Source organism: Streptomyces sp. NPDC057302 (assembly GCF_042667685.1).
In the GTDB taxonomy this organism is placed as follows: Bacteria; Actinomycetota; Actinomycetes; order Streptomycetales; family Streptomycetaceae; genus Streptomyces.
Genome location: NZ_JBHUZJ010000014.1, coordinates 122,452 through 145,077 on the forward strand (window position 1 = coordinate 122,452; position 22,626 = coordinate 145,077).

General features: G+C 70.0%; 16 protein-coding genes. 7 read left to right on the forward strand and 9 right to left on the reverse strand.

The window, feature by feature from the left end:
- Positions 1–60 precede the first annotated feature (60 nt).
- The 3 genes from araD to ACFUPX_RS13630 are packed head-to-tail and all read right to left on the reverse strand — an operon-like array spanning position 61 to position 3,358.
- Complete coding sequence (gene araD / locus ACFUPX_RS13620; RefSeq protein ID WP_383320532.1) at positions 61–1,776, reverse strand: L-arabinonate dehydratase; 1,716 nt, start codon at positions 1,774–1,776, stop codon at positions 61–63.
- The gene (locus ACFUPX_RS13625) at positions 1,773–2,717 is read right to left on the reverse strand and encodes a dihydrodipicolinate synthase family protein (RefSeq protein ID WP_383320534.1); all 945 of its coding nucleotides are present in this window, start codon (positions 2,715–2,717) and stop codon (positions 1,773–1,775) included. The genes araD and ACFUPX_RS13625 overlap by 4 nt, the downstream gene beginning before the upstream one ends.
- A complete protein-coding gene (locus tag ACFUPX_RS13630; protein WP_383320536.1) occupies positions 2,714–3,358 on the reverse strand; it encodes a GntR family transcriptional regulator in 645 nt (214 codons plus the stop codon). Before ACFUPX_RS13630 ends, ACFUPX_RS13625 begins: the two co-directional genes overlap by 4 nt.
- Positions 3,359–3,674: 316 nt before the next feature.
- Here ACFUPX_RS13630 and ACFUPX_RS13635 point away from each other — a divergent pair, with 316 nt between their 5' ends.
- The 5 genes from ACFUPX_RS13635 to ACFUPX_RS13655 all read left to right on the forward strand — a co-directional run bounded on the left by ACFUPX_RS13635 (position 3,675) and on the right by ACFUPX_RS13655 (position 10,271).
- Positions 3,675–4,976 (forward strand): ABC transporter substrate-binding protein, encoded by a 1,302-nt coding sequence (locus tag ACFUPX_RS13635; RefSeq protein ID WP_383320538.1) that lies wholly within the window; start codon positions 3,675–3,677, stop codon positions 4,974–4,976.
- A gap of 11 nt (positions 4,977–4,987) precedes the next feature.
- Positions 4,988–5,986: a carbohydrate ABC transporter permease gene (locus tag ACFUPX_RS13640; RefSeq protein WP_383320567.1), complete on the forward strand. Its 999-nt coding sequence runs from the start codon at positions 4,988–4,990 to the stop codon at positions 5,984–5,986.
- A 50-nt stretch (positions 5,987–6,036) separates the two neighbouring features.
- Complete coding sequence (locus ACFUPX_RS13645; protein WP_383320569.1) at positions 6,037–6,852, forward strand: carbohydrate ABC transporter permease; 816 nt, start codon at positions 6,037–6,039, stop codon at positions 6,850–6,852.
- 39 nt (positions 6,853–6,891) lie between these two features.
- Positions 6,892–7,443 (forward strand): hypothetical protein, encoded by a 552-nt coding sequence (locus ACFUPX_RS13650; protein ID WP_383320571.1) that lies wholly within the window; start codon positions 6,892–6,894, stop codon positions 7,441–7,443.
- A 68-nt stretch (positions 7,444–7,511) separates the two neighbouring features.
- Positions 7,512–10,271, forward strand: a complete 2,760-nt coding sequence (locus ACFUPX_RS13655; protein WP_383320540.1) for a Tat pathway signal sequence domain protein — start codon at positions 7,512–7,514, stop codon at positions 10,269–10,271.
- On the opposite strand, the gene ACFUPX_RS13660 is transcribed toward ACFUPX_RS13655, so the two are convergent.
- Genes ACFUPX_RS13660 through ACFUPX_RS13680 form a run of 5 tightly spaced genes read right to left on the reverse strand, consistent with a single transcriptional unit; the run spans position 10,268 to position 16,660 of the window.
- Positions 10,268–10,981: a hypothetical protein gene (locus tag ACFUPX_RS13660; RefSeq protein ID WP_383320542.1), complete on the reverse strand. Its 714-nt coding sequence runs from the start codon at positions 10,979–10,981 to the stop codon at positions 10,268–10,270. The genes ACFUPX_RS13655 and ACFUPX_RS13660 overlap by 4 nt on opposite strands.
- A complete protein-coding gene (locus ACFUPX_RS13665; protein WP_383320544.1) occupies positions 10,978–13,029 on the reverse strand; it encodes a beta-galactosidase in 2,052 nt (683 codons plus the stop codon). The genes ACFUPX_RS13660 and ACFUPX_RS13665 overlap by 4 nt, the downstream gene beginning before the upstream one ends.
- 7 nt (positions 13,030–13,036) lie before the next feature.
- Positions 13,037–13,963, reverse strand: a complete 927-nt coding sequence (locus ACFUPX_RS13670; protein ID WP_383320546.1) for a carbohydrate ABC transporter permease — start codon at positions 13,961–13,963, stop codon at positions 13,037–13,039.
- The gene (locus ACFUPX_RS13675) at positions 13,960–14,982 is read right to left on the reverse strand and encodes an ABC transporter permease (RefSeq protein ID WP_383320548.1); all 1,023 of its coding nucleotides are present in this window, start codon (positions 14,980–14,982) and stop codon (positions 13,960–13,962) included. The genes ACFUPX_RS13670 and ACFUPX_RS13675 overlap by 4 nt, the downstream gene beginning before the upstream one ends.
- A gap of 1 nt (position 14,983) precedes the next feature.
- A complete protein-coding gene (locus tag ACFUPX_RS13680; RefSeq protein WP_383320550.1) occupies positions 14,984–16,660 on the reverse strand; it encodes an extracellular solute-binding protein in 1,677 nt (558 codons plus the stop codon).
- 296 nt (positions 16,661–16,956) lie between these two features.
- On the opposite strand from ACFUPX_RS13680, the gene ACFUPX_RS13685 reads away from it, so the two are divergent.
- The gene (locus tag ACFUPX_RS13685) at positions 16,957–19,839 is read left to right on the forward strand and encodes a beta-glucosidase (RefSeq protein ID WP_383320552.1); all 2,883 of its coding nucleotides are present in this window, start codon (positions 16,957–16,959) and stop codon (positions 19,837–19,839) included.
- Positions 19,836–22,097 (forward strand): alpha-xylosidase, encoded by a 2,262-nt coding sequence (gene yicI, locus ACFUPX_RS13690; protein ID WP_383320553.1) that lies wholly within the window; start codon positions 19,836–19,838, stop codon positions 22,095–22,097. The genes ACFUPX_RS13685 and yicI overlap by 4 nt, the downstream gene beginning before the upstream one ends.
- On the opposite strand, the gene ACFUPX_RS13695 is transcribed toward yicI, so the two are convergent.
- Positions 22,058–22,626: aldose epimerase family protein (locus ACFUPX_RS13695; RefSeq protein WP_383320555.1), on the reverse strand; the 569-nt coding region annotated here is incomplete at its 5' end. The genes yicI and ACFUPX_RS13695 overlap by 40 nt on opposite strands.

Below are 22,626 nucleotides of genomic sequence, written 5' to 3' on the forward strand. Positions count from 1 at the left end.
CGTCGTTCGAAATCTCGTACAAATGAAAACCGGGTCAAGGGAGGGCGGCCGGAGGGCGGCTCAGCCCGCGTACGGGTCGGGGACCTCGCCCTCGCGGGCCAGGAACGCGAAGTCGCAGCCGGTGTCGGCCTGGGTGATCTGTTCGCTGTAGAGGGCGCCGTAGCCGCGTCCGTAGCGCGGAGGAGGCGGTGTCCAGGCGGCCATCCGCTGTTCCAACTCCGCGTCGGACACGTCGAGATGGAGGGAGCGCGCCGCCACGTCCAGGGTGATCAGGTCTCCCGTACGGACGAGGGCGAGCGGCCCGCCCACGAACGACTCGGGAGCGATGTGCAGCACACACGTGCCGTACGACGTGCCGCTCATCCGCGCGTCGGAGATCCGCACCATGTCGCGCACCCCCTGCTTGAGCAGGTGGTCGGGGATCGGGAGCATGCCGTACTCGGGCATGCCGGGACCGCCCTTGGGGCCGGAGCCGCGCAGCACGAGGACGTGGTCGGCGGTGATGCCGAGCGCGGGGTCGTTGATGGTGCGCTGCATCTGGCGGTAGTCGTCGAAGACGACCGCGGGTCCGGTGTGCCGCAGCAGGTGCGGCTCGGCGGCGATGTGCTTGATGACGGCGCCGTCCGGGCAGAGGTTGCCGCGAAGCACCGCCACTCCGCCCTCGTCGGCCAGGGGCTTCTCGCGCGGGCGGATGACCTCGGGATTGTGCACGGTGGCGCCCGCGAGCTGCTCGCGCAGGGTGTCGTGCGCGACGGTGGGCCGGTCCAGGTGCAGGACGTCGGTCAACTGGGCCAGGAACGCCGGGAGTCCGCCCGCGAAGTGGAAGTCCTCCATGAGGTACTGCCCGCCGGGGCGCAGGTTGGCGAGCACCGGCACCGTCCGCGCGATCCGGTCGAAGTCGTCGAGGGTGAGCCGTACGCCGCTGCGGCCGGCCATCGCGATCAGGTGGATGACGGCGTTGGTGGAGCCGCCGAGCGCGAGGACGGTGGCGACCGCGTCCTCGTAGGCGTCCGCGGTCAGGAGCCCGGACAACTTCAGGTCCTGGCGCACGAGGTCGACGATCCGCATCCCGGACGCCGCCGCCATCCGGTCGTGTCCGGAGTCCACCGCGGGGATGGAGGAGGCGCCCGGCATCGTCACGCCGAGGGCCTCGGCCGCCGCGGTCAGCGTGGAGGCGGTCCCCATGGTCATGCAGTGACCGGGGGAGCGGGCCAGACCGCTCTCCAGCTCGGCCAGTTCGCAGTCGCCGATGAGGCCGGCGCGCTTGTCGTCCCAGTACTTCCACATGTCGGTGCCGGAACCGAGCACCTCGTTGCGCCAGTGCCCCGGGAGCATGGGTCCGGCGGGGACGAAGACGGCCGGCAGATCGACGCTCGCGGCGCCCATGAGCAGGGCCGGCGTCGTCTTGTCGCAGCCGCCGAGCAGCACGGCGCCGTCCACGGGGTAGGACCGCAGCAGCTCCTCGGTCTCCATGGCCAGGAGATTCCGGTAGAGCATCGGGGTCGGCTTCTGGAACGTCTCCGAGAGGGTGGAGACGGGGAATTCGAGCGGGAAGCCGCCCGCCTGCCACACCCCGCGCTTGACCGCCTGGGCGCGCTCGCGCAGATGGACGTGGCAGGGGTTGATGTCGGACCAGGTGTTGAGGACCGCGATGACGGGCTTGCCCAGATGCTCCTCGGGCAGGTAGCCGAGCTGGCGGGTGCGCGCCCGGTGGCTGAAGGACCGCAGGCCGTCCGTGCCGTACCACTGGTGGCTGCGCAGTTCGTCCGGCCTCATATCGCCCACGCCTTCACCAGGGCCGCTATCTCCTCGCGCCGCTCGACGGGCAGGACGCGGCTCGGCGGGCGCACCTCGCGGCGGCACAGGCCGAGCGCGGCGAGGGCCTCTTTGACGACGGTGACGTTGTCGGCCGACTGGTCGGCGGCCCGCAGCTCCTCGAAGCGCCGGATCCGCTCCCAGACGTCCATGGCCGCCGGGTAGTCGCCCGCACGCAGGGCTTCGAGCATACGGAGGGACACCTCGGGCGCGACATTGACCAGGCCCGACGTGAAGCCGGTCGCGCCGACGGCCCAGTACGCGGGCGCGTACAGCTCGGCGAGCCCCGCGACCCACACGAACCGTTCGAGCCCCGCGTCCCGCGCGAACGCGGCGAAGGCGGCGGCGTCCGGCGTCGCGTACTTCGCGCCGATCACATTGGGGCACAACTCGCCCAGCTCGGCGAGGCGTTGACCGGTGAGACGAGGATTGCGGATGTACGGCACGACACCGAGCTCGGGCACGGCGTCGGCGATGGCGCGGTGGTAATCGACCCAGCCGTCCTGGGACACGTACGGATGCACCGGCTGATGCACCATCACCATGTGTGCCCCGGCGTCCCGCGCGTGCCGGGCGGCGGCGACCGCGGTCGGCAGGTCGTGGCCGACGCCGACGAGCACGGTGGCCGCGTCGCTCCCGCCCGCTTCCTCCATGGTCAACTCGGTGACCAGGCGCCGCTCGTCGGGGTCCAGGGCGTAGAACTCGCCGGTGTTGCCGTTCGGAGTGAGGGTGCGCACGCCACCGTCGACGAGGCGTCGCACCAGGGCGCGGTAGGTGTCCCGGTCCACCGAGCCGTCGTCGGCGAACGGGGTCACCGGGATCGCGACGACATCGGCGAGGGCGGAACGAAGCCCGTCGAAGCGAGGGCCGACGAAGCGGGGGTCGTGGTTCTGGCCGGTCATGAAAGCTCCCCCTCCGGGAACGCCCGCCGCACGAACGAGGCGATGTGGTCGTGGAGTCCGCTGGCCGCCGCGTCGGCCTCCCCCGCGAGCGCGAGCCGTAGGATCTCCCGGTGCTCGGCGGCCTCCCGCTCCCAGGAGGGCAGGGTCGCCCAGGCGACCGCCGAGACCAGGGCCGCCTGGTCGCGCACGTCGTCGAGCATCCGCGAGAGCAGCGGGTTGCCGCACGGGACGTAGAGCGCGCGGTGGAACTCCCGGTTGGCCAGCGAGCGTTCGGCGGCGTCCGCCGCGGTGTCCGCCCGCTCCAGGGCGTCGCGCGCCTCCTCCAGGAGCGCGCCGGACCGGACGGTGCGCCGCAAGGCCTCCGGTTCGAGCAGCAGGCGGACGTCGTAGACCTCCTGCGCCATGGCCGCGTCCACCGTGCGCACGGTGGCGCCCTTGTACTGGCTCATGACGACGAGCCCGGTCCCCGCGAGCGTCTTCAACGCCTCCCGTACGGGCGTCTTGGACACCGCGAACTGGGCGGCGAGCTCGGTCTCGACGAGGGGCTGACCGGGCGCCAACTGCCCGGTGAGGATGCGGTGCTTGACCGCCTCCAGCACGTACTGCGTGCGCGAGGGGATGGGGTGGGGCGCAAAGTTCATCGATGCTCTCAGTCGTCGTGCAGCCGTCGTGCGGGCCGTCGTGCAGTCGTCAGGCGTGCGGTCGTCGTGCGGCCGTCGCGTATCGCGTCTCATATATGACGTACGAAGTACGACGCGATGAAGCTAAAGCTCCGGCCGCCCGGCGTCAATGTTTCGGGCAGGAAAACCCGTTCGATATTTCGGAGTTGGGTCCACCGCCTCGAAGCGCTTCGACTGTTTCCGTCCGAACCGTTGACGCGCACACTCCGGCTCCCTACCTTGTCCCGGCAAGCGCTTGCCTAAAACGATTCAACCCAGGACTAGCAGAGGACGAACTGTGCCGACGAATGGGGAAGTTGACAGGCGCGGCCTGTTGAAACTGGCCGGTGGCTCGTTGGCGGCCCTCGGACTGACCGCGGCGGGATGCGGCGGCGGGAGCGGGTCGGGCGACGGGACCGTCACCCTCCGGTACGCGTGGTGGGGCTCCGACGACCGGGCCAAGCGGATCAACCGGACCATCGAGCTCTTCGAGGAGAAGCACCCCAAGATCAAGGTGAAGACGGACTTCCAGCCCTACCTCGACTTCTGGAAGAAGTTCAACACCCAGGCGTCCGGCGGCAATCCGCCCGACGTCTTCCAGAACGCCATCGGCTTCCTGCGCAAGTACGACCAGCGCAACATACTGCTCGACCTGAACGCCCAGGCCAAGGCGGGCAATCTGCGCCTCGACGGATTCCGCGCGGGCCTGGAGAAGTTCGGCGAGGTCGACGGCAAGCTGCTCGGCGTCCCGGTCGGCAGCAACTCCATGGCCCTGGTGATCGACAAGCCGGTCTTCGAGAAGGCCGGGGTCACCCCGAAGATGGGCTGGACCTGGGACGACTACCACGCCGCGATGGAGAAGATCCACAAGCAGGGAAGGTCGGGCGACAGCGGGCTCTACGGAGTCATGTACCTCTACGACCCCTACCTGCGCCAGCAGGGCAAGGCCTTCTTCACCGAGGACGGTCTCGGCTTCGACGAGGCCGACCTCAAGGAGTGGTGGACCAAGGGGTACGACGGGGTGAAGTCGGGGATCTACTCCGACCCGAAGAAGGTCGCCCAGATCAAGCCCAAGTCGGCCGTGGCCGCCGAGATCGCGGCGTGCGAGTTCACCTGGGACAACTTCACCGTCCGCTACAGCGCCGAGGGCGAGAGCCGGTACGGCCTCGCGCCGCTCCCGACCACCGACGGCAAGAAGACCGGCCAGTACCTCGGCTCGCTGATGCTCAGCGGCTCCAAGCGCACCCAACACCCCAAGGAAGTCGCGCAGTTCATCGACTTCATGGTGCACGATCCGGAGGTCGCCAGGATCATGGGCTACGACCGTGGCGTACCCACCACGACCGCGCAGTACGAGGCGTACAAGCCCGCCGAGGAGAAGGACAAGGTGATCGCCGCGGTCAACAAGGAGATCGCCGCGTACGAGGAGCAACTGGTCGACGCCGGTGTCCTTGAAGCCATCACACCGCACCCGGCGGGCGCCGACATCTGCGAGGCGGCGTTCCTGCGCATCGCCGAGGAACTCGCCCTGGGGGAGCGGTCCGTGGACGAAGCGGTGAAGCAGTTCTTCACCGAGTGCAAGACCGCGCTCGGTTCCTGATGGGCGGCACGATGGCGTCCCCGCAGACTTCCGGTACTCGCGTGGCCCCGACCACCCCCGAGAAGCCGGAGCCGCCGCGCGGTGACCGCCTCCCCGCGGCCGCGCGGCGGCGACGGCGGGGCGAGAGCGTCGCCGGGTTCCTCTTCCTGTCGCCGTGGCTGGGGGGCTTCCTGCTCCTGACGGCAGGACCCATGGTCGCCTCGCTCTACTTCGCCTTCACCGACTACAACCTGTTCGACGCCCCCAAGTGGGTCGGCGTGGACAACTTCACCGAGATGTTCGGCGACCCGCGCTGGCGCACATCCGTGGAGGTGACGCTCTGGTACGTCGTCGTCGGCACCCCGCTCAAGCTGGCGGCGGCCCTCGGCGTGGCGCTGCTGCTCAACCAGAAGCGGCGCGGCCAGGCCTTCTACCGGGCCGCGTTCTACGCGCCGTCCCTGATCGGCGCCAGCGTCTCGATCGCCGTCGTCTGGAAGGCGATCTTCTCCGACGACGCCATCGTCGACCGTACGCAGCGGGCGCTCTTCGGCATGGACGTGGGCGGCTGGACCGGCGACCCGCAGTGGATCATCTACAGCCTGGTGGCGCTCACCGTCTGGCAGTTCGGCGCACCGATGGTCATCTTCCTGGCCGGCCTGAAGCAGGTGCCGCGCGAGCTCTACGAGGCGGCGGAGGTGGACGGCGCGGGCACCTGGCGGCGGTTCTGGAACATCACCCTGCCGATGATCTCGCCCGTCCTCTTCTTCAACGTCCTCCTGGAGACCATCCACTCCTTCCAGATCTTCGCATCGGCGTACATCGTCGGCGGCGGTGCGGGAGGCAACGCCTGTGGTCCTGCGGACGGTTCACTCGTCTACACCTGCTACCTCTACGTCCAGGGCTTCGAGAACAGCCGGATGGGCCTCGCGTCGGCCATGGCCTGGATGCTGCTGCTCGCGGTGGCCCTCGTGACGGCGGTCCTGTTCTGGTCCCAGAAGCGCTGGGTGCACTACGAGGAGGGATCCCGTTGAGCAGCGCATCACGTGGGCTCCACGCCCGCCGCCGTCGCGGCGCCGGTTCGATGGCCTGGCACCTCGGGTCCCTGGCGGTCCTCGCCGTCGTCCTCTACCCGGTGATCTGGGCGATCGGCGGTTCGTTCAAGCCGAACGACGAGATCGTCGGAAGCCTCGACCTGTTCCCGGCCGACCCCGTCGTCGCGAACTACGCCGGCCTCGCCGACGGCATCGCCGACATCTCCATCTCCACCTTCTTCTCCAACTCCCTCTTTCTTGCGCTCGGTTCGGTGGCGGGGGTGCTCTTCTCCTGCTCCCTCGCGGGCTATGCCTTCGCGCGGATCAAGTTCGCCGGCCGCAACCTGCTGTTCGCCCTGATGATCGGCACCCTGCTGCTTCCGTACCACGTACTCCTGATCCCGCAGTACGTCCTGTTCCAGAAGATGGGCCTCATCAACACCTATACGCCGCTGCTGCTCGGCAAGTATCTGGCGGTCGACGCCTTCTTCGTCTTCCTGATGGTGCAGTTCATGCGGAACCTGCCCAAGGAGCTGGACGAGGCGGCGCGGCTCGACGGGTGCGGGCATCTGCGGATCTACTGGTCGATCGTCCTTCCGCTGTGCCGGCCCGCCCTGATCACCAGCGCGATCTTCACCTTCATCAACTCCTGGAACGACTTCATGGGGCCGCTCATCTATCTCAACGACCCCTCGAAATACACCGTCTCGCTCGGCCTCAAGATGTTCGTCGACCAGGAGGGCCTGGCCAACTACGGCGGCATGATCGCCATGTCCCTCGTGGCGCTGCTGCCCGTCCTGGCGTTCTTCCTGGCCTTCCAGCGGTACCTGATCGACGGTATGGCCACGTCGGGCCTGAAGGGCTGAGGCCGGGTGAGTGACCGCGTGCTCCGGAAGTCCGTCTTCATGGACCGCTTCGGCGCGTTCGCCGAATGCCTGCTGACCGGTGTGTGGATCGCGCTCGCCGCCCTGCCCCTGGTCACGCTGCCCGCCGCCTTCGCCGCGGGGACCCGTCACCTGAACCGGCATCTGGCCCACGAACCCTCCGGGTGGCGGGAGTTCACCGCCGATCTGCGCGCGGCGGTGCGACGCGGGTGGCTGGTGGGCCTCGGCGGCTGGGCGGCGCTGGCCCTGCTCCTGGCCGACATCGCGTTCGTACGGGCGGGGCTCCCCGGCGGCACGTTCGTCGGCGCGGTCGGTGTCGTCGCCCTGTTCGTCCTGGTCGTCGCCGGTCTTCGGGCCGCCGCGAACTGGGGCCCCGGGGCGTCGTGGCGCGCGCTCCTGACCGGGGCGGTGCGCCGCACGCTGGGCGATCCGGCCGGCTCGCTGGTGATCGTCTGCGGATTCGCGGTGGTCGCGGCGTCCGCCTGGTTCGCCCTTCCACTCGCCGCCCCCGCACTGGGGATGGTCGCGGCGGCCACGCTTGCCGTCGAACGGCGCGGCGCCGCGGCGCACTGACGCGCGCGTTCCTGATCCCGCCCCGCACCTCGTCATCTGTCATGCTCATGCAGAGAGAAAGGATCGCCATGTCTCCGCTTCCCCGCAGGTCCCTGCTCAAGGCCGCCGCCGTGGCAGGCGCCGCCGCCCAGTTCAGCTGGGCCCTCGGCCGAACCGAGGCCCAGGCGGCTACTGAGGCGGCTCCCCGCGCGGCGGCGGCCGACGGCCCGGCGGCCGACGGCCCGGTGGCCGTCGGCTGGCTGGAGAGGGGCGGGCTCGGCGCCGCGCCGGGCTCCACCTTCGGCGTCCCGTGGCCCAAGGGCGCCCACCCCGCCGGGCAGAAATTCGCCCTCGCCACCGCCGACGGCAAGGACATCCCCGTACAGACCTGGACCACCGCACACTGGCCCGACGGTTCCGTGAAGTGGACGGCGCACGCGGTGGGACCGGAGGCCGCCGGCACCGAGAAGTTCCATCTGGGTGCGGGCAGCCCAGTCGGCCCCGGCAAGGGCATGAAGGTCACCGTCTCCGAGACCCGCAGAGCCGTGATCGTCGACACCGGAGTCATCAAGGCCGTCATCTCCAAGGACGGCGAGAAGCTCGTCGAGTCCGTTACGCGCGGCGGCGTGAAGATCGCCACCGACGGACGGCTCGTGGTCCTTCGCCAGGGCGGCCTCGACGACGGCGACCACGGCAACGCCAGGTGGGAACGGTTCGACGGCGAGATCAGCGGCGCGAAGACCGAGCAGGACGGTCCGGTGCGCGCCGTGGTCCGCATCGACGGCAAGCACCGCAAGGGCAGCCGCAGTTGGCTGCCGTTCAGCGTGCGCCTCTACTTCTACGCGGGCGCCGACTCCTTCCGCATGGTGCACACCATCACGTACGACGGCGACGCGGAGAAGGACTTCATCCGCGGCCTGGGCGTCCGCTTCGGCGTGCCGATGCGCGACGCGGCGTACGACCGGCACATCCGCATCGCGGGCGAGGGCAAGGGATTCCTGACCGAGGCGGTCAAGGGCATCACGGGCCTGCGCCGCGACCCGGGAGCCGCGATCCGCACCGCCCAGGTCAAGGGCGAGAAGCTGCCGGACCCGGCGACCTGGGACCAGCGGGTCACCACCCGCCTCCCATACGTCCCGACCTGGGGCGACTACACCCTCGCCCAGCTGTCCGCCGACGGCTTCACCCTGCGCAAGCGCACCAAGCCGGGGCACACCTGGATCACGGCCGGAGGCGGCGGCCGTGCGACCGGGTTCGGGTATGTCGGCGGGGCGAGCGGCGGACTCTCCTTCGGGCTCCGCGACTTCTGGGAGAAGCACCCCGCCCAGCTCGACATCCGGGGCGCCGCCGGTGACACGGCCGAGGTCACGCTCTGGCTCTGGTCGCCCGAGGCACAGCCGATGGACCTGCGCACGTACCACGACGGCATGGGGCAGGACACCTACCCCGAGCAGATCGAGGGCCTCAACATCACCTACGAGGACTACGAACCGGGCTTCGGTACCCCGTACGGCATCGCCCGCACCAGCGAGCTGATGTTCTGGGCCAACGCGGCGACCCCGACGGCGGCCACGCTCGTCGACCAGGCCGCGGCCGTCCGCACCCCGCCCCAGCTGGCAGCCGCCCCCGAGCACGTGACGCAGACGGGCGTCTTCGGCGGTCTCTTCTCACCCGTCGACCGCTCGACCCCGGCGAAGGCCACGATCGAGGACCACCTCGACTTCCTCTTCACCTACTACAAGGACCAGGCCGAACAGCGCCGCTGGTACGGCTTCTGGGACTACGGCGACATCATGCACACCTACGACGAGGACCGTCACCAGTGGCGCTACGACGTCGGGGGCTACGCCTGGGACAATTCCGAACTCTCGCCCGACCTGTGGCTCTGGTACGCCTACCTGCGCTCGGGCCGCTCCGACATCTTCCGCTTCGCCGAGGCCATGACCCGCCACACCGGCGAGGTCGACTCCTACCACCTCGGCAAGTGGGCGGGCCTGGGCACCCGGCACGGCGTGCAGCACTTCGCGGACAGTGCGAAGCAGCAGCGGATCTCGACGGCCGTATACCGCCGCCCCTACTACTTCCTCACCGCCGACGAACGCGTGGGCGACCTGATGCACGCCCTGGTCGACTCCGACGAGACGTTCCTCGTCCTCGACCCTCTGCGCAAGATCCGCACCGAGCCGTACGAACCCGACCGCAACGCCCTGTCCATCGGCTTCGGCACCGACTGGAGCGGTCTGGCCGCCGCCTGGCTCACCGAGTGGGAACGCGGCGGCCCCAAGGCGGCCAAGGCCGAGGCCCGCCTGCGCTCCACCATGGAGACCATCGCCGCCCAGCCCAACGGCTTCGTCCAGGGCAGCGGACTCTACGACCTGGACACCGGGAAGTTCGCGGTGGCCGCCGAGCCCGCCGTGAACGTCTCCCACCTCTCCGCGATGTTCGGCCTGGTCGAGATGTGCGCCGAGCTCATCGGCCTCGTCGACCAGCCGAAGTTCACGCAGGCGTGGCTGGACTACTGCCGCTACTTCAACGCCACCAAGGCCGAGCAGAAGCAGCGCTACGGCAAGGACTTCGGCAGCCTGCTGCTCTTCCAGGGGCACTCCCGCCAGGACGCGTACGCGTCCTGGCGGTCGAAGGACGAGAAGCTCGCGGCGCGCGCCTGGCAGAAGTTCCACGAGAGCGACGGCTATACGAAGGCCATGAGCTGGACGAAGACCGACCTGGAGGGGCCCGCGGTCCTGGAGCCCGGCTACGAGAACCTGCGGATCAACACCAACGAGACCGCGCTCTTCGGCCTCGCCGCCATCCAGAACCTCGCCCTGGTCGGCGACAAGCTGCCCGGCTAACCGCCCGACACGGTCAGGGAGTTGGTGGTGAAGTCGAGCCCTCCGGCCGAGCCGCTGATCTCGTAGCCGAACTGCACGTCACCGATGGTCTCGTTGCCCATCCAGCCCTTGGTGTTCTTGATCCACTTGAGGATCGGCAGGATGTCGACGGTCCCGGACGAGGAGTCGGAGGTGCGCAGGAACGAGAAGACCTCGTTGGCGCCGTTCGTGCCCTTGAACACCGCCCAGGTGTGGCCGCCCAGGCTGACCGTGCCCTGGGCGGTGCCGAGCGGGCCGACGTTCCCGTTGTAGTTGACCCAGAGCATGATCTCGTAGTCGTGGTCGGTGTCCCAGATGTCGTACGAGGAGTTGTAGTCGCCCGACGAGGGGACCTTGACGTTGTACGAGCTCTTCAGCGAGGACAGTGAGTCGACCGGCTTGCCGATCGCCTTCGTGGAGTTGGGGTAGGACTTGATGCCGCTCGTGCTGGGGTGATCGGCGTGCACGCTCCACTTCGTGCCCGAGTCCGCCGATATGCACTGGCTGCCCGCGCCCGAGCCCCAGATGTTGTTGTAGAGGGTGTAGCCGCCCAGGCCGGTGTTGCCCCACTGGTCGCATGAGCTCCAGACCGCGGCCTGGGCGGGCGCGGCGGCGAGCCCCAGTGCCGCGCCCGCGACCAGGGCGGGGGCGAGCAGCAGGCGGGTCAGGGTGCGGCGGGGGTGTCGTGTCATGTGTCGTCTCCAGGGTGGGGGGAGGAGTGCCGCGGGTCCGGGGCGGGCCCGCGGTCGTCGTCGGCGGCGCGGCGCAGGACGGCCACGCCGTGGCGGCCCAGGACGATGGCGCCCTCGGCCGTGGTGCCGGTCAGCAGATCGAGGTGCCTGCCGGGCAGGGGCACGGTCACCCGCTCCCTGCCGCGAGGCAGGCCGTGGTGCAGGAGGAACAGGAGATCGCCGCGGCGCACGGCCTCCACTCCGCGGGGGAGGCCTGCGAGCGAAGGCCGTACGCCTGCTTCGGCGGCCACGCGCGCGAGCAGCTCGCGCAGGGCCTCGGGCTCGGGAAGCGTGGACAGATACCAGGCGCGGTCGTGGCGGAGCACCGCCGGGAGGCCGTCCAGCTCACCGCCCCGGTAGGCGGCGACCGTCTTCGCGTCGTCGTCGGCCTGCAGCTCCTCCGACCAGAGCGTGCCGGTGAACTCCCCGCAGTCCACGCTCTCCCCGGCCTCCAGCGGCCACCACTCGTGCACCGTGCGGATGCCGAACAGGGCGCGCAGGCGGGCGTCCATGCCGCCGGGCCGCACCCGGTCGTCGGCGTCGGCCACTGCGGTGAGGAAGCCGCAGACGAGGGTGCCGCCGTCGCGCACGTACGCCAGGAGGTTGTCGATCGCGGTGTCGGTGAGGAGGTAGAGGTGCGGGACGACGACCAGGCGGTACGGGGTCAGGTCGTGCTCGGGGTGGGCGAAGTCGACGGGTGTGTTCGCCTCCCACAGGGCGCGGTGCCAGGCGCGAAGCACCTCGGCGTGGTCGACCAGACAGGAGGGCCTTCCCTCCTGCTGGCTCGCCCACCAGGAGGGCCAGTCGTGCAGGACGGCCACCTCGGCCGTGAGCCGTGTGCCCGCCACCTCGGGGCCGACCGCGGCGAACTCGGCGCCGAGCTCCTTCACCTCCTGGAAGGTGCGGCCCCGCTCACCCGCGTGGCTGAGCATCCCCGAGTGGAACTTCTCCGCGCCCTGCCGGGACTGGCGCCACTGGAAGTAGCAGACGGCGTCCGCACCACGCGCCACCGCCTGCCACGACCAGAGGCGGTTGAGGCCGCGCGGCTTGGGGTGGTTCACGCCCCGCCAGTTGACCGGTCCTGCCGCCTGCTCCATCAGCATCCACGGGCCGCCGCCCGCCTGGGAGCGCGTCATGTCCTGCACCATCGCGCCCTGTTGGGCTCCGAGCGGATCCCTGGGGTCGGGGTAGAGGTCGACGGAGACGACGTCCTCGTGCGCCGCCCACTCCCACGCGTCCTGCCCCGACCACAGCGGCATGAAGTTGGTGGTGACCGGCAGGTGCGGGGTGTGTGCGGTGACGATGTCCCGCTCGGCGCGGAAGCACTCCAGCCAGGAGTCGGACGTGAAGCGCTTGAAGTCGAGGACCTGGGCGGGGTTCTTCATGTAGTGGGCGCGGCGGGGCGGCAGGATCTCCGCCCAGCTGTCGTGGATCTGGCCCCAGAAGGCGCTGCCCCAGGCCGAGTTGAGCGCGTGGAGCGAGGAGTACTTGGCCCGGAGCCAGCGGCGGAACGCGACCGCCGCCTCGTCGCCCCAGTCGTAGGTGCAGTACTCGTTGTTGATGTGCCACATCGTGAGCGCGGGGTGGTGCGCGTACCGGGCGGCCAGGTCCTCGGTGATGGCGGCGGCGTACTTGCGGTACACGGCGCTGGAGTGCGCGAAGTGCTGGCGCGAGCCCCACCACTCCACCTGTCCGTTCTCGTCCCGTGGCAGCGTCTCGGGGTGCAGGCGGCCCAGCCAGGGCGGGGGAGCGGAGGTCGGCGTGGCGAGGACGACTCCGATGCCGTGCTCGTGCAGCAGATCCATCAGCCGGTCGAGCCAAGCGAACTCCCGTGCTCCCGGCCGCGGTTCGAGCTTCGCCCAGGAGAAGACGCCGACGGTGACGGAGTTGACCGATGCCGCGCGCATCAGGCGTACGTCGTCGGGCCAGACCTCCTCGGGCCACTGCTCGGGGTTGTAGTCGCCGCCGAACAGGATCCGGCCGCGGGTGGTGTCGTCGAGGGAAGGCATCGGTGGATCAGCCCTTCACTGCGCCGGTGAGCATGCCCTGCTTGAAATGCCGCTGCACGAACGGCGAGAGGACGGCGACCGGCAGGAGTGCCAGGACCATCACGGCCATCTGGATGGCGAGCGGCGACAGATGGCCCGTGTTGATCGCCTGGGCCAGGCCCGTCGGCCGCTGCTGCTTGATCACCAGCTGCTGCATGACGTTCTGCAGCGGCATCATGTCCGGGTCGCTGAGGTAGATCGACGCGTTGAACCACGCGCTCCAGTAGCCGACCGCGTAGAAGAGCGTGATGACGGCGATCACCGCGCGGGACAGGGGCATCACGATCCGGAGCAGGATGCGCAGGTCACCGGCGCCGTCGATGCGGGCGCTCTCTATCAGCTCCTGCGCCGTGCCCATGAAGAACGCCCGCAGGACGAGGATGTTGAAGACGTTCAGTGCGCTCGGCAGGATCAGCGACAGATAGGTGTCCGTGAGGCCGATGCCCTGCACCACCAGATAGGTGGGGATGAGCCCGGCGCCGAAGAACATCGTGGCGACGATCAGCAGCAGGATCGGGCGGTGCAGGACCGACCCCGGGCGCGCGAGGCCGTACGCGCACAGGACGGACACCACCATGCTGAACAGCGTGCCGACGACCGTGACGCCCACGCTGACCAGCGCGGCCCGCGACACCTGACCGCCGCCGAGCAGCTCCTGGTAGTGGACGAAGGTGACGCCCCGGGGGATCACCACCAGGCCGCCCGTCGCGGTGATCGTCCTGACCGAGGAGAGGCTGGTGACGACCACCACCCACACCGGGAAGAGGACCGCCAGGCAGACCAGGGCCAGCGTCACGCCCTTGGTGGCGAGGCCGGCCCGGGTCGGCGGCTCCTCCCACACCGGGCGCAGGCCCGTGCGGCTGCCCGGCCGGATGCCGAAGTTCAGCACGCTCATCGCTTGTACACCCCCTGCTCGCCCATGAGGTGGGCGGCCTTGTTGGCCCCGAGCACCATCAGGAGGCCGAAGACGCCCTTGACGATGCCGATCGCGGCGCCGTAGCCGAAGTTGCCGTTGTCCAGGCCGGTGTTCCACACATAGGTGTCGAGGACCTCCGATGCGGTGGGTCCCACGGCGGTGCGCTGGAGCAGGATCTGCTCGAAGCCCACCGTGAGCGCGTTGCCGACCTGGAGCACCAGGAGCAGGGCCACCACCGGGCGCAGCGCGGGCAGTTGGATGTGCCACATGCGCCGCCAGCGGTTCGCGCCGTCCATCGCCGAAGCCTCGTACAGGTCCGGGCTGACCGCGGCCAGCGCGGCGAGGAAGACGATGACGCCCCAGCCCGCGTCCTTCCAGACCATCTCGAAGGTGACGAGGAACTTGAACAGACCCGGGTCGGTCATCAGGTCGAAGCCGTCGTGCCCGTGGTCCCGCAGCACCTGCGCGACCAGGCCCGCGCCGCCGAACATCTGCTGGAAGACCGTGATGACCAGGACCCAGGAGAAGAAGTGCGGCAGGTAGAGGATCGCCTGGGCCACCGCCCGCACGCGTGGCCGCACGAAACTGTTGACGAACAGCGCGAGCGCGATCGGCAGCGGAAAGAACAGCGTCAGCTGGATCGCGAAGATCGACAGGGTGTTCCTGACCGCCTGCCAGAACAGCCGGTCCCCGGCCATGTGCCGGAAGTGCTCGACGCCGATCCAGGGGCTCTGCGCCATCGCCCGGAACGCGTTGTCGGCGATGTACGGGTCGTAGTCCTGGAAGGCGACGACGTTGCCGATCAGGGGTACGTAGTTGAAGACGAGCAGGAGCAGCAGCGCGGGCAGCACCATCAGGAGCAGCGCGCGGTCGCGGCGCAGCCGGTGGCGCAGCGGTACGCGGGCCGTGCCCTGCTTCGTGCGGGGGGTGGATTCGGCGGGTGCGGCGGGTGCCCGCCCGGTGGCGCTCTCGCGCGGACGAGTCGTGCTCTGGGCCATGTCAGGACGCCGCGTCGCCGGTCTCGTCAAGCAGCTTCTTGTACCAGTCGCGCAGCTTGTCGCCGCCGCCCGACTTCCAGTCCGAAGCCGCCTGCTGCACGTCGCCGACCTTCTTGCGGCCGCGCACGACGTCCTTCTCCAGGTCCTCGAACTCGGCGTTCAGCTCGGTGTACCGGGTCGGCTCGATGATCATCATGCCGTGGAAGAGCGGCCTCTTCGTGTGCGCGCCCTGACGCTGCTGCCACTCCACCATGCCCTCGGTGACGTCCGGCAGATCGGGGTAGGCGACGAAGGGCGCGGGCGAGGCCAGATACTCGTACGTCGAGAAGACCTCGTTGTTGCCCTTGCCGTTCTTGGTGAGGACGCCGTCCTTGAACGTGTGGTGGACGCCCTCGACGCCGTACATGCGAAGGCGCTGCTCCTTCGAACCGTAGGGAGCTGCCGTGTAGTTGGCGAGGGCGAGGATGTCGCGGACCGTCTTCTCGTCGGCCTTCTCGCTGATGAAGGTCCAGATGTCGGCCGGCGGGCGCGCGTACAGGGTGGGCGCGCCGCCGTCGGCGGCGAAGTAGTCGAACGCCTCCATGCGGAACTTCTTGTCGTCCACGCGCTGCACGGCCGCCTTGCCGTACCAGTCGGACAGGTCCTGGCAGTACATCCAGACCTTGCCCGCCGCGCACAGGTCGCCGATGCTGCCGGTCTCGGCCTTCGCGTCGGGGTGGACGAAGCCCGCCGAGTAGAGCTTGCGCGACCACTCCAGGGCTTCCAGATACTCGTCGGTCTCGTAGCGGTTGACGAGCTTTCCGTCGACGAGCTTCCAGTAGTACGGCTTCTCCGGCAGCGCCCCGAAGATGTTGTACGCCGCCCAGCTCATGTCGCCGCACGCCCACACCTTGCTCTTGGGCGCGTTGAGCTGTTTGCACAGGTCGAAGAACTCCTGGGCGCTCGTGGGCGCTTCGAGCCCCTCCTTCTCGAAGAGGTCGGTGCGGTAGAACGGCGCGATGTTCGGTGTGGTCGCGGCGGGCATCGGCAGGCCGCGCAGCTTCCCGCCGAAGACGGAGCGCTGCCAGGCGCCGGTGGGGATCGCGGCGAGGTTCGGATACTCCTTGATCTTGTCGCCGCTCAGATAGGGGCCGAGGTCGGCGAACTTGTTGGCGATGGCGCTCGGTATCTTGCCGGTCAGCTCCCAGCCGGGCACGACCACGGCGTCCGGGACACCGCTGGAGGCGAGGACGGCGCCCAGCTTCTGGCCGTACGTGTCGCCCTGCTGGTTCTGCCACTTGACGCGGACGCCCGCCGCCTTGTCCATCGCCGACCAGTAGGGATTGCCCTGCTTGGGCACGTTCCCCCAGATCGGCGCCATGACGGTGAACTCGCCGCCCTTGCCGAGCTTCTGAGGCACCGACACCTTCAGCTCGGCTGCCGGGAGCGCCTTGGTGTAGCCCGCCGCCGAGCCGTTCTTGGCGGGGATGTCCGGGCTCGCCAGCTCCGAAGCGGCGTACGCCGGGAGCAGGCCCTTGAGCTTCTTGCCCGTCGTGGTGCCCTCGTTCTTCGACCCGCTGCCCCCGCAGGCCGTGAGCAGTGGGGCCCCGCCGGCCACGACGAGTGCGGCGAGACCGGAGTGTGCGAGAAACGTTCTCCGGCTCGAACGGGAGCTGCTGGAGAGGGAGTTCGGCGTCATTGCGTCAACCCTTCGTGGCGCGTGCCCGGACACACGGCGGTCACCGCCGGTCGGCATTCGAAGCGCTTCGATGTTGCTGTGAGGTTAAGTGAAGGCTTGGGCCGTAACAAGACTCGTTCCTGAATTCCTGCCGAGAGCCGCGGAGTTCCAGGAACGCGCCGAGCGGCGCGGGATTGCGGGTACCTCACGCCACTCTCCTTGACATGACCCCTGATCGGCACGGAGCATCGAAGCGCTTCGAAGATGTTGACCGAGTCGCCTCCTCCGTGCCCACCGCTCGCCAAGGGGATCCGCACGTGACCGCAAGCCCGCCGCCGCTCCACGCCCCGAAACAGCTGCCCTTCCATGACCCCGAACTGCCCCTGGACCAGCGCGTGGACGACCTCCTGTCCCGGCTGACCACCGGCGAACGCGTCGCGCTCCTGCACCAGTTCACGCCGGCCGTCGAACGACTCGGCATCGCCGCGTTCCGCACCGGTCAGGAAGCCCTGCACGGCGTCGCCTGGATGGGCCGCGCCACCGTCTTCCCGCAGGCGGTCGGCCTCGGCGCCACCTGGAACGACGACCTCGTCCGCGGCGTCGGCGAGGCCGTCGCCACCGAGGCGCGCGCCATGCGGGCGCGCGACGACCGCGTCGGCCTCAACCTCTGGGCCCCCACGGTGAATCTCCTGCGCCACCCGCTGTGGGGCAGGAACGAGGAGGGCTACTCGGAGGACCCCCGGCTCACCTCCGCCATCGCCGTCGCATACACCCGAGGCCTGCGCGGCGACCATCCGGACCGCTGGCGCACCGCCCCCGTGCTCAAGCACTGGCTGGCCCACAACAACGAGACGGACAGGGACACCTCGTCCGCGTCCGTGCGCCCGCGCGTCCTGCACGAGTACGACCTGCGGGCCTTCCGCGCCGCCGTCGAAGCGGGCGCCGTGGCCGGGGTGATGCCCGCGTACAACCTGGTCAACGGCCGCCCCAACCACCTCTCGCCGTACCTGCGCGAGCACCTGCGGACCTGGACCGACCAGGACCTGCTCGTCTGCTCCGACGCGGGAGCGCCCAGCAACCTCGTCGACTCCGAGAAGTACTTCGACACCCACGAGGAGGCCACCGCGGCGGCGCTCGTCGCGGGCGTGGACAGCTTCACCGATCACGGCACGGACGCCTCGGTCATCACCGAACGCATCCAGAACGCCCTGAACCAGGGCCTGTTGACCGAGTCCGACATCGACACGGCGGCCCGCCGCCACCTGTCCGTCCGCTTCCGGCTCGGCGAGTTCGACCCCGGCCAGGGGCCTTACGCCGACCCGGCCACGCACGCCTTCGACACCCCGGGACATCGCGCGCTCGCCCAGGAAGCCGCCGAGCAGGCCGTGGTCCTGCTGAAGAACGACGGCCTGCTCCCGCTGGCCGAATCCACCCGGATCGCGGTCGTCGGACTGCTCGCCGACGAGTGCAAGACCGACTGGTACAGCGGCACCCTGATCCGCCGCAGCACCCCCCTCGACGGACTGCGCGAGCGGTTCGGCGCCGACCGCGTCACCTTCACCGAAGGCGTGGATCGCGTACGCCTGAAGTGTGAGGCGGGTTGGCTGCGGGTGCCGGAGCCCGAGGATGATGGCCAAGTGCACGACGCGGAGGTGGCGTTGGACCCGGCGCTGCTCACCGGCCGCACCGATCTGGCGCCGCTGACCTGTGGCCCCGAGCCGACCGAGTTCGCCCTCGTCGACTGGGGGTGCGGGGCATGGACCCTGCGCGCCCCCGACGGCCACTACCTCTCGGTCGCCGACGACGGCTTCGTGCGCGCGTCCGCGGACCGGCCCGGCGGCTGGGTCGTACAGGAGACGTTCGCGCTGGTCGGCCACGGGGACGGCTACCTCATCGAGCACATGGGGACGGGTGGGTACGTCTCTGTCGCCGCCGACGGCGTGAAGGTTGCCGAGGAGCCGCAGGTCTTCACCGTCGAATTCCTGGAGCGCGGCGAGGACGCCGTGGCCCGTGCCGCGGCGGCGGCCGACGCCGTGATCGTCGTCGCCGGGAACGACCCGCACATCAACGGCCGCGAGACCCAGGACCGCACGACGCTCGCCCTGCCGCCCCACCAGGAGCGCCTGTGGCGCGCCGCCCGAGCCGCCAACCCCCGTACCGCGCTGGCCCTGACCTCCGCCTATCCGTACGCGGTCGCCGACGCCCACGCCCAGCTGCCCGCACTGCTGTGGACCGCGCACGGCGGCCAGGCCGCGGGCACCGCGCTCGCGCGGATCATCGCGGGCGACGTCTCCCCGGCCGGACGCCTCCCGCAGACCTGGTACGCCACGGACAGCGACCTTCCGGACCTGCTCGACTACGACATCATCGGCTCCCGGCAGACCTACCTCTACTTCGACGGCACCCCGCTCTACCCCTTCGGCCACGGCCTGGGCTACTCCTCCTTCGCGTACGAGGACCTCGTGACCGCGCGCGAAGGGGCACGGCTCCGGGTCGCGTTCACCCTCACCAACACCGGGCCCGTCGCCGCGGACGAAGTGGCCCAGCTCTACACCCGGGCGCCCAGGGACCCCACCCCGGCCATCGCCCCGCCCCACCGGCAGCTCGCCGCGCACCGCCGCGTCCACCTCGCGGCCGGAGCCTCCCGCCGCCTGGAATTCGACATCCCCCTGGCGGACCTGGCGTTCTGGGACGTACGCCATGACCGCTGGACCGTGGCACCGGGCGCGCACCAGATGCTCGCCGGGGCCTCCAGCGCCGACATCAGGATCGCGGCGACCGTGGACATCGGGGGCGCCCCGCTCGCCCCCAGGCCGGTGCGCGAGTACGGCCTCGTGGCGACCGCCTACGACGAACAGCGCGGCACGGAGATCGTCGACCGCACCAGGACGAGCGGCGACGCCGTGCGTACGGTGGTGGATGGCGGGACGGGTGAACTGCTCTTCCGTGACTGCGACTTCGGCGACGGGGTCGGTGGCGTTTCGGTCGAGGCCGCCGGAGCGGGAGCCGTCGACCTCATCGCGGGCAGCACCGCCACCACCGTGACCGTCCAGGCGACCGGCGGTTCGTACGACTACGCCCTGGGCACCTCCGGGTTCAGCGTCTGCGGAGTCCGTGATCTGCGCGTGCGGCTGCGCGGCCCTCTGCGGCTCGCGCGGCTCGCCTTCACCGCCACCGCACAGCAGAAGGAGACCGCATGAAGTTCACCGACGGCTTCTGGCTGATGCGTGAGGGGGTGCGGGCCTCGTACGCGACCGATGTGCGCGACGTACGGGAAGGCGAAGGCCGGTTCACGGCGTACGCCGCCGTCCACCCGGTCCGTGAGCGCGGCGACACCCTCAACACCCCGCTCGTCACCGTCGAATGCTTCTCGCCCGCGGAGGGGGTGATCGGCGTCCGCGCGACGCACCACGCGGGCAAGGCCGCACACGGTCCGGACTTCGCCCTGTACGGGAGCGAGGGCGCGGGAATCCTCAAACGCGAAGGCACCACCGTCACCGAACTCACCAGCGGTCCGCTCACCGTGCGCCTGGACACCGACAAGCCCTGGGGCCTCGCATTCCTCGACGCCGACGGGCGACGCCTCACGGCCGTCGAGCGCAGAGGAACCGGCTTCGCCACCGCCCCCGACGGAAGCCATCACATGATCGGCCAACTCGCCCTGGGCGTAGGGGAGTACATCTACGGTCTCGGCGAGCGCTTCACCCCGTACGTCAAGAACGGCCAGAACGTCGACATCTGGCAGGCCGACGGCGGCACCAGCAGCGAGCAGGCCTACAAGAACATCCCCTTCCACCTCTCCTCGCGCGGCTACGGCGTCTTCGTCAACCATCCCGGCAAGGTCTCCTACGAGATCGGCTCCGAGTCCGTCGGCCAGGTCCAGTTCAGCGTCGAGGACCAGTCGATCGAGTACTACATCATCGCGGGCCCCACCCCCAAGGACGTCCTGCGCCGCTACACCGCACTGACCGGCCGGCCCGCCCTGCCCCCGGCCTGGTCGTTCGGCCTGTGGCTCACGACCTCCTTCTGCACGCCCTACGACGAGGAGACCGTCACCGCCTTCGTCGACGGCATGGCCGAGCGCGACATCCCGCTCGGCGTCTTCCACTTCGACTGCTTCTGGATGCGCGAGTACCAGTGGACCGACTTCCGCTGGGACCCGGAGGTCTTCCCCGACCCGGAGGGCATGCTGCGCAGGCTCCGCGAGCGCGGACTGAAGGTCAGCGTGTGGATCAACCCGTACATCGCGCAGAAGTCCGGCCTCTTCGCCGAGGCCGCCGCCGAGGGGTACCTGGTGAAACGGCCGAACGGCGACATCTGGCAGTGGGACCTCTGGCAGCCCGGCATGGCGCTCGTGGACTTCACGAACCCGGCCGCCCGCGAGTGGTACGCGGACCAGTTGCGCGCCCTGCTCGACATGGGCGTCGACTGCTTCAAGACCGACTTCGGCGAACGCGTCCCCACCGACGTCGTCTGGCACGACGGCTCGGACCCGGAGCGCATGCACAACTACTACGCGCAGCTCTACAACAGCGCGGTCTTCGAACTCCTGGAGAAGGAGCGCGGCCCGGGGGAGGCCGTCCTCTTCGCCCGCTCGGCCACCGCGGGCGGCCAGCAGTTCCCGGTGCACTGGGGCGGTGACTGCTTCGCCTCGCTCGGCGCGATGGCCGAGTCCCTGCGCGGCGGCCTCTCCCTCTCGCTCTCCGGGTTCGGCTTCTGGAGCCATGACATCGGCGGCTTCGAGGGCACGCCGGACCCGGCGGTCTTCAAACGCTGGCTCGCCTTCGGCCTGCTCTCCTCGCACAGCCGCCTGCACGGCAATGTGTCCTACCGGGTGCCGTGGGCGTTCGGCGACGAAGCGGTCGACGTGGCACGGAAGTTCACGCTGCTCAAGCACCGCCTCATGCCGTATCTGTACGCGGCCGCCGTCGAGGCCCACCGCACGGGCGTCCCCGTCATGCGTCCCATGCTCCTGGAGTACCCGGACGACCCCGCCTGCCGCACCTTGGACCGGCAGTACATGCTCGGCCCCGACCTCCTGGTCGCCCCCGTCTTCACCGCCGAGGGCGACGTCGAGTTCTACGTCCCCGAAGGCACCTGGACCCACCTCCTGACCGGCGAGAGGGTCCAGGGCCCCGGATGGCGGCGCGAAACCCACGGTTTCGACAGCCTCCCCCTGTACGTGCGCCCCGGCGCGCTGCTCCCGCTGGGCGCGGACGACCAGCGCCCCGACGGCGACTGGCTCCAGGACCTGACGCTCCTGGTCACCCCGGACACGGCGGACGGCACCGAGATCACCGTGCCCGACCTGGACGGCAGGCCCGCGGCGGTCTACCGCGTGGTGCGAGGCGGCGACGAGGTCCGGGTCACCGCGGAGGGCACCACGCGCCCTTTCCGGGTACGGCCGGTTGCCCGGGGTCAGTGCGCCGAGAAGCCGTGCACCGTGCTCGACCGGTAGGTCTCGCCGGGCCGCAGCACCGTCGAGGGGAACGTCGGCCGGTTGGGGGAGTCCGGGAAGTGCTGGGTCTCCAGGCACAGACCGTCGCCCTGCCGGTAGGTGCGCCCCGAAGGCCCGGTGAGCGTGCCGTCCAGGAAGTTCCCGGAGTAGAACTGCACGCCCGGCTCGGTCGTGGCGATCTTCATGGAGCGCCCCGACTCCGGGTCGCGCAGCGTCGCGAAGGGTTCGGGGTGCCGGGTGATGCCCTTGTCCAGGACCCAGTTGTGGTCGAAGCCCTTGGCGGTCACCAGCTGCTCGTGGGAGACCCGGATGTCCCGGCCGACCGTCTTGGCCCGCCGGAAGTCGAAGGGCGTGCCCGCCACCCCGGCCAGCTCGCCCGTCGGTATGAGACCGGCGTCGGTGGGTGTGAACCGTGCGGCGTCCAGGGCCAGTTCATGGCCGAGGATGTCGCCGCTGCCCTCGCCCGCGAGGTTGTAGTACGTGTGGTTCGTCAGGTTCACCACGGTGGCCTTGTCGGTGGTCGCCGCGT

Excerpts from the sequence above, each read along its gene's own strand:
- araD (WP_383320532.1), bottom strand. The coding sequence starts at position 1,776 with ATGAGGCCGGACGAACTGCGCAGCCACCAGTGGTACGGCACGGACGGC.
- ACFUPX_RS13625 (WP_383320534.1), bottom strand. The coding sequence starts at position 2,717 with ATGACCGGCCAGAACCACGACCCCCGCTTCGTCGGCCCTCGCTTCGAC.
- ACFUPX_RS13630 (WP_383320536.1), bottom strand. The coding sequence starts at position 3,358 with ATGAACTTTGCGCCCCACCCCATCCCCTCGCGCACGCAGTACGTGCTG.
- ACFUPX_RS13640 (WP_383320567.1), top strand. The coding sequence starts at position 4,988 with ATGGCGTCCCCGCAGACTTCCGGTACTCGCGTGGCCCCGACCACCCCC.
- ACFUPX_RS13645 (WP_383320569.1), top strand. The coding sequence starts at position 6,037 with ATGGCCTGGCACCTCGGGTCCCTGGCGGTCCTCGCCGTCGTCCTCTAC.
- ACFUPX_RS13650 (WP_383320571.1), top strand. The coding sequence starts at position 6,892 with ATGGACCGCTTCGGCGCGTTCGCCGAATGCCTGCTGACCGGTGTGTGG.
- ACFUPX_RS13655 (WP_383320540.1), top strand. The coding sequence starts at position 7,512 with ATGTCTCCGCTTCCCCGCAGGTCCCTGCTCAAGGCCGCCGCCGTGGCA.
- ACFUPX_RS13660 (WP_383320542.1), bottom strand. The coding sequence starts at position 10,981 with ATGACACGACACCCCCGCCGCACCCTGACCCGCCTGCTGCTCGCCCCC.
- ACFUPX_RS13665 (WP_383320544.1), bottom strand. The coding sequence starts at position 13,029 with ATGCCTTCCCTCGACGACACCACCCGCGGCCGGATCCTGTTCGGCGGC.
- ACFUPX_RS13670 (WP_383320546.1), bottom strand. The coding sequence starts at position 13,963 with ATGAGCGTGCTGAACTTCGGCATCCGGCCGGGCAGCCGCACGGGCCTG.
- ACFUPX_RS13675 (WP_383320548.1), bottom strand. The coding sequence starts at position 14,982 with ATGGCCCAGAGCACGACTCGTCCGCGCGAGAGCGCCACCGGGCGGGCA.
- ACFUPX_RS13680 (WP_383320550.1), bottom strand. The coding sequence starts at position 16,660 with ATGACGCCGAACTCCCTCTCCAGCAGCTCCCGTTCGAGCCGGAGAACG.
- yicI (WP_383320553.1), top strand. The coding sequence starts at position 19,836 with ATGAAGTTCACCGACGGCTTCTGGCTGATGCGTGAGGGGGTGCGGGCC.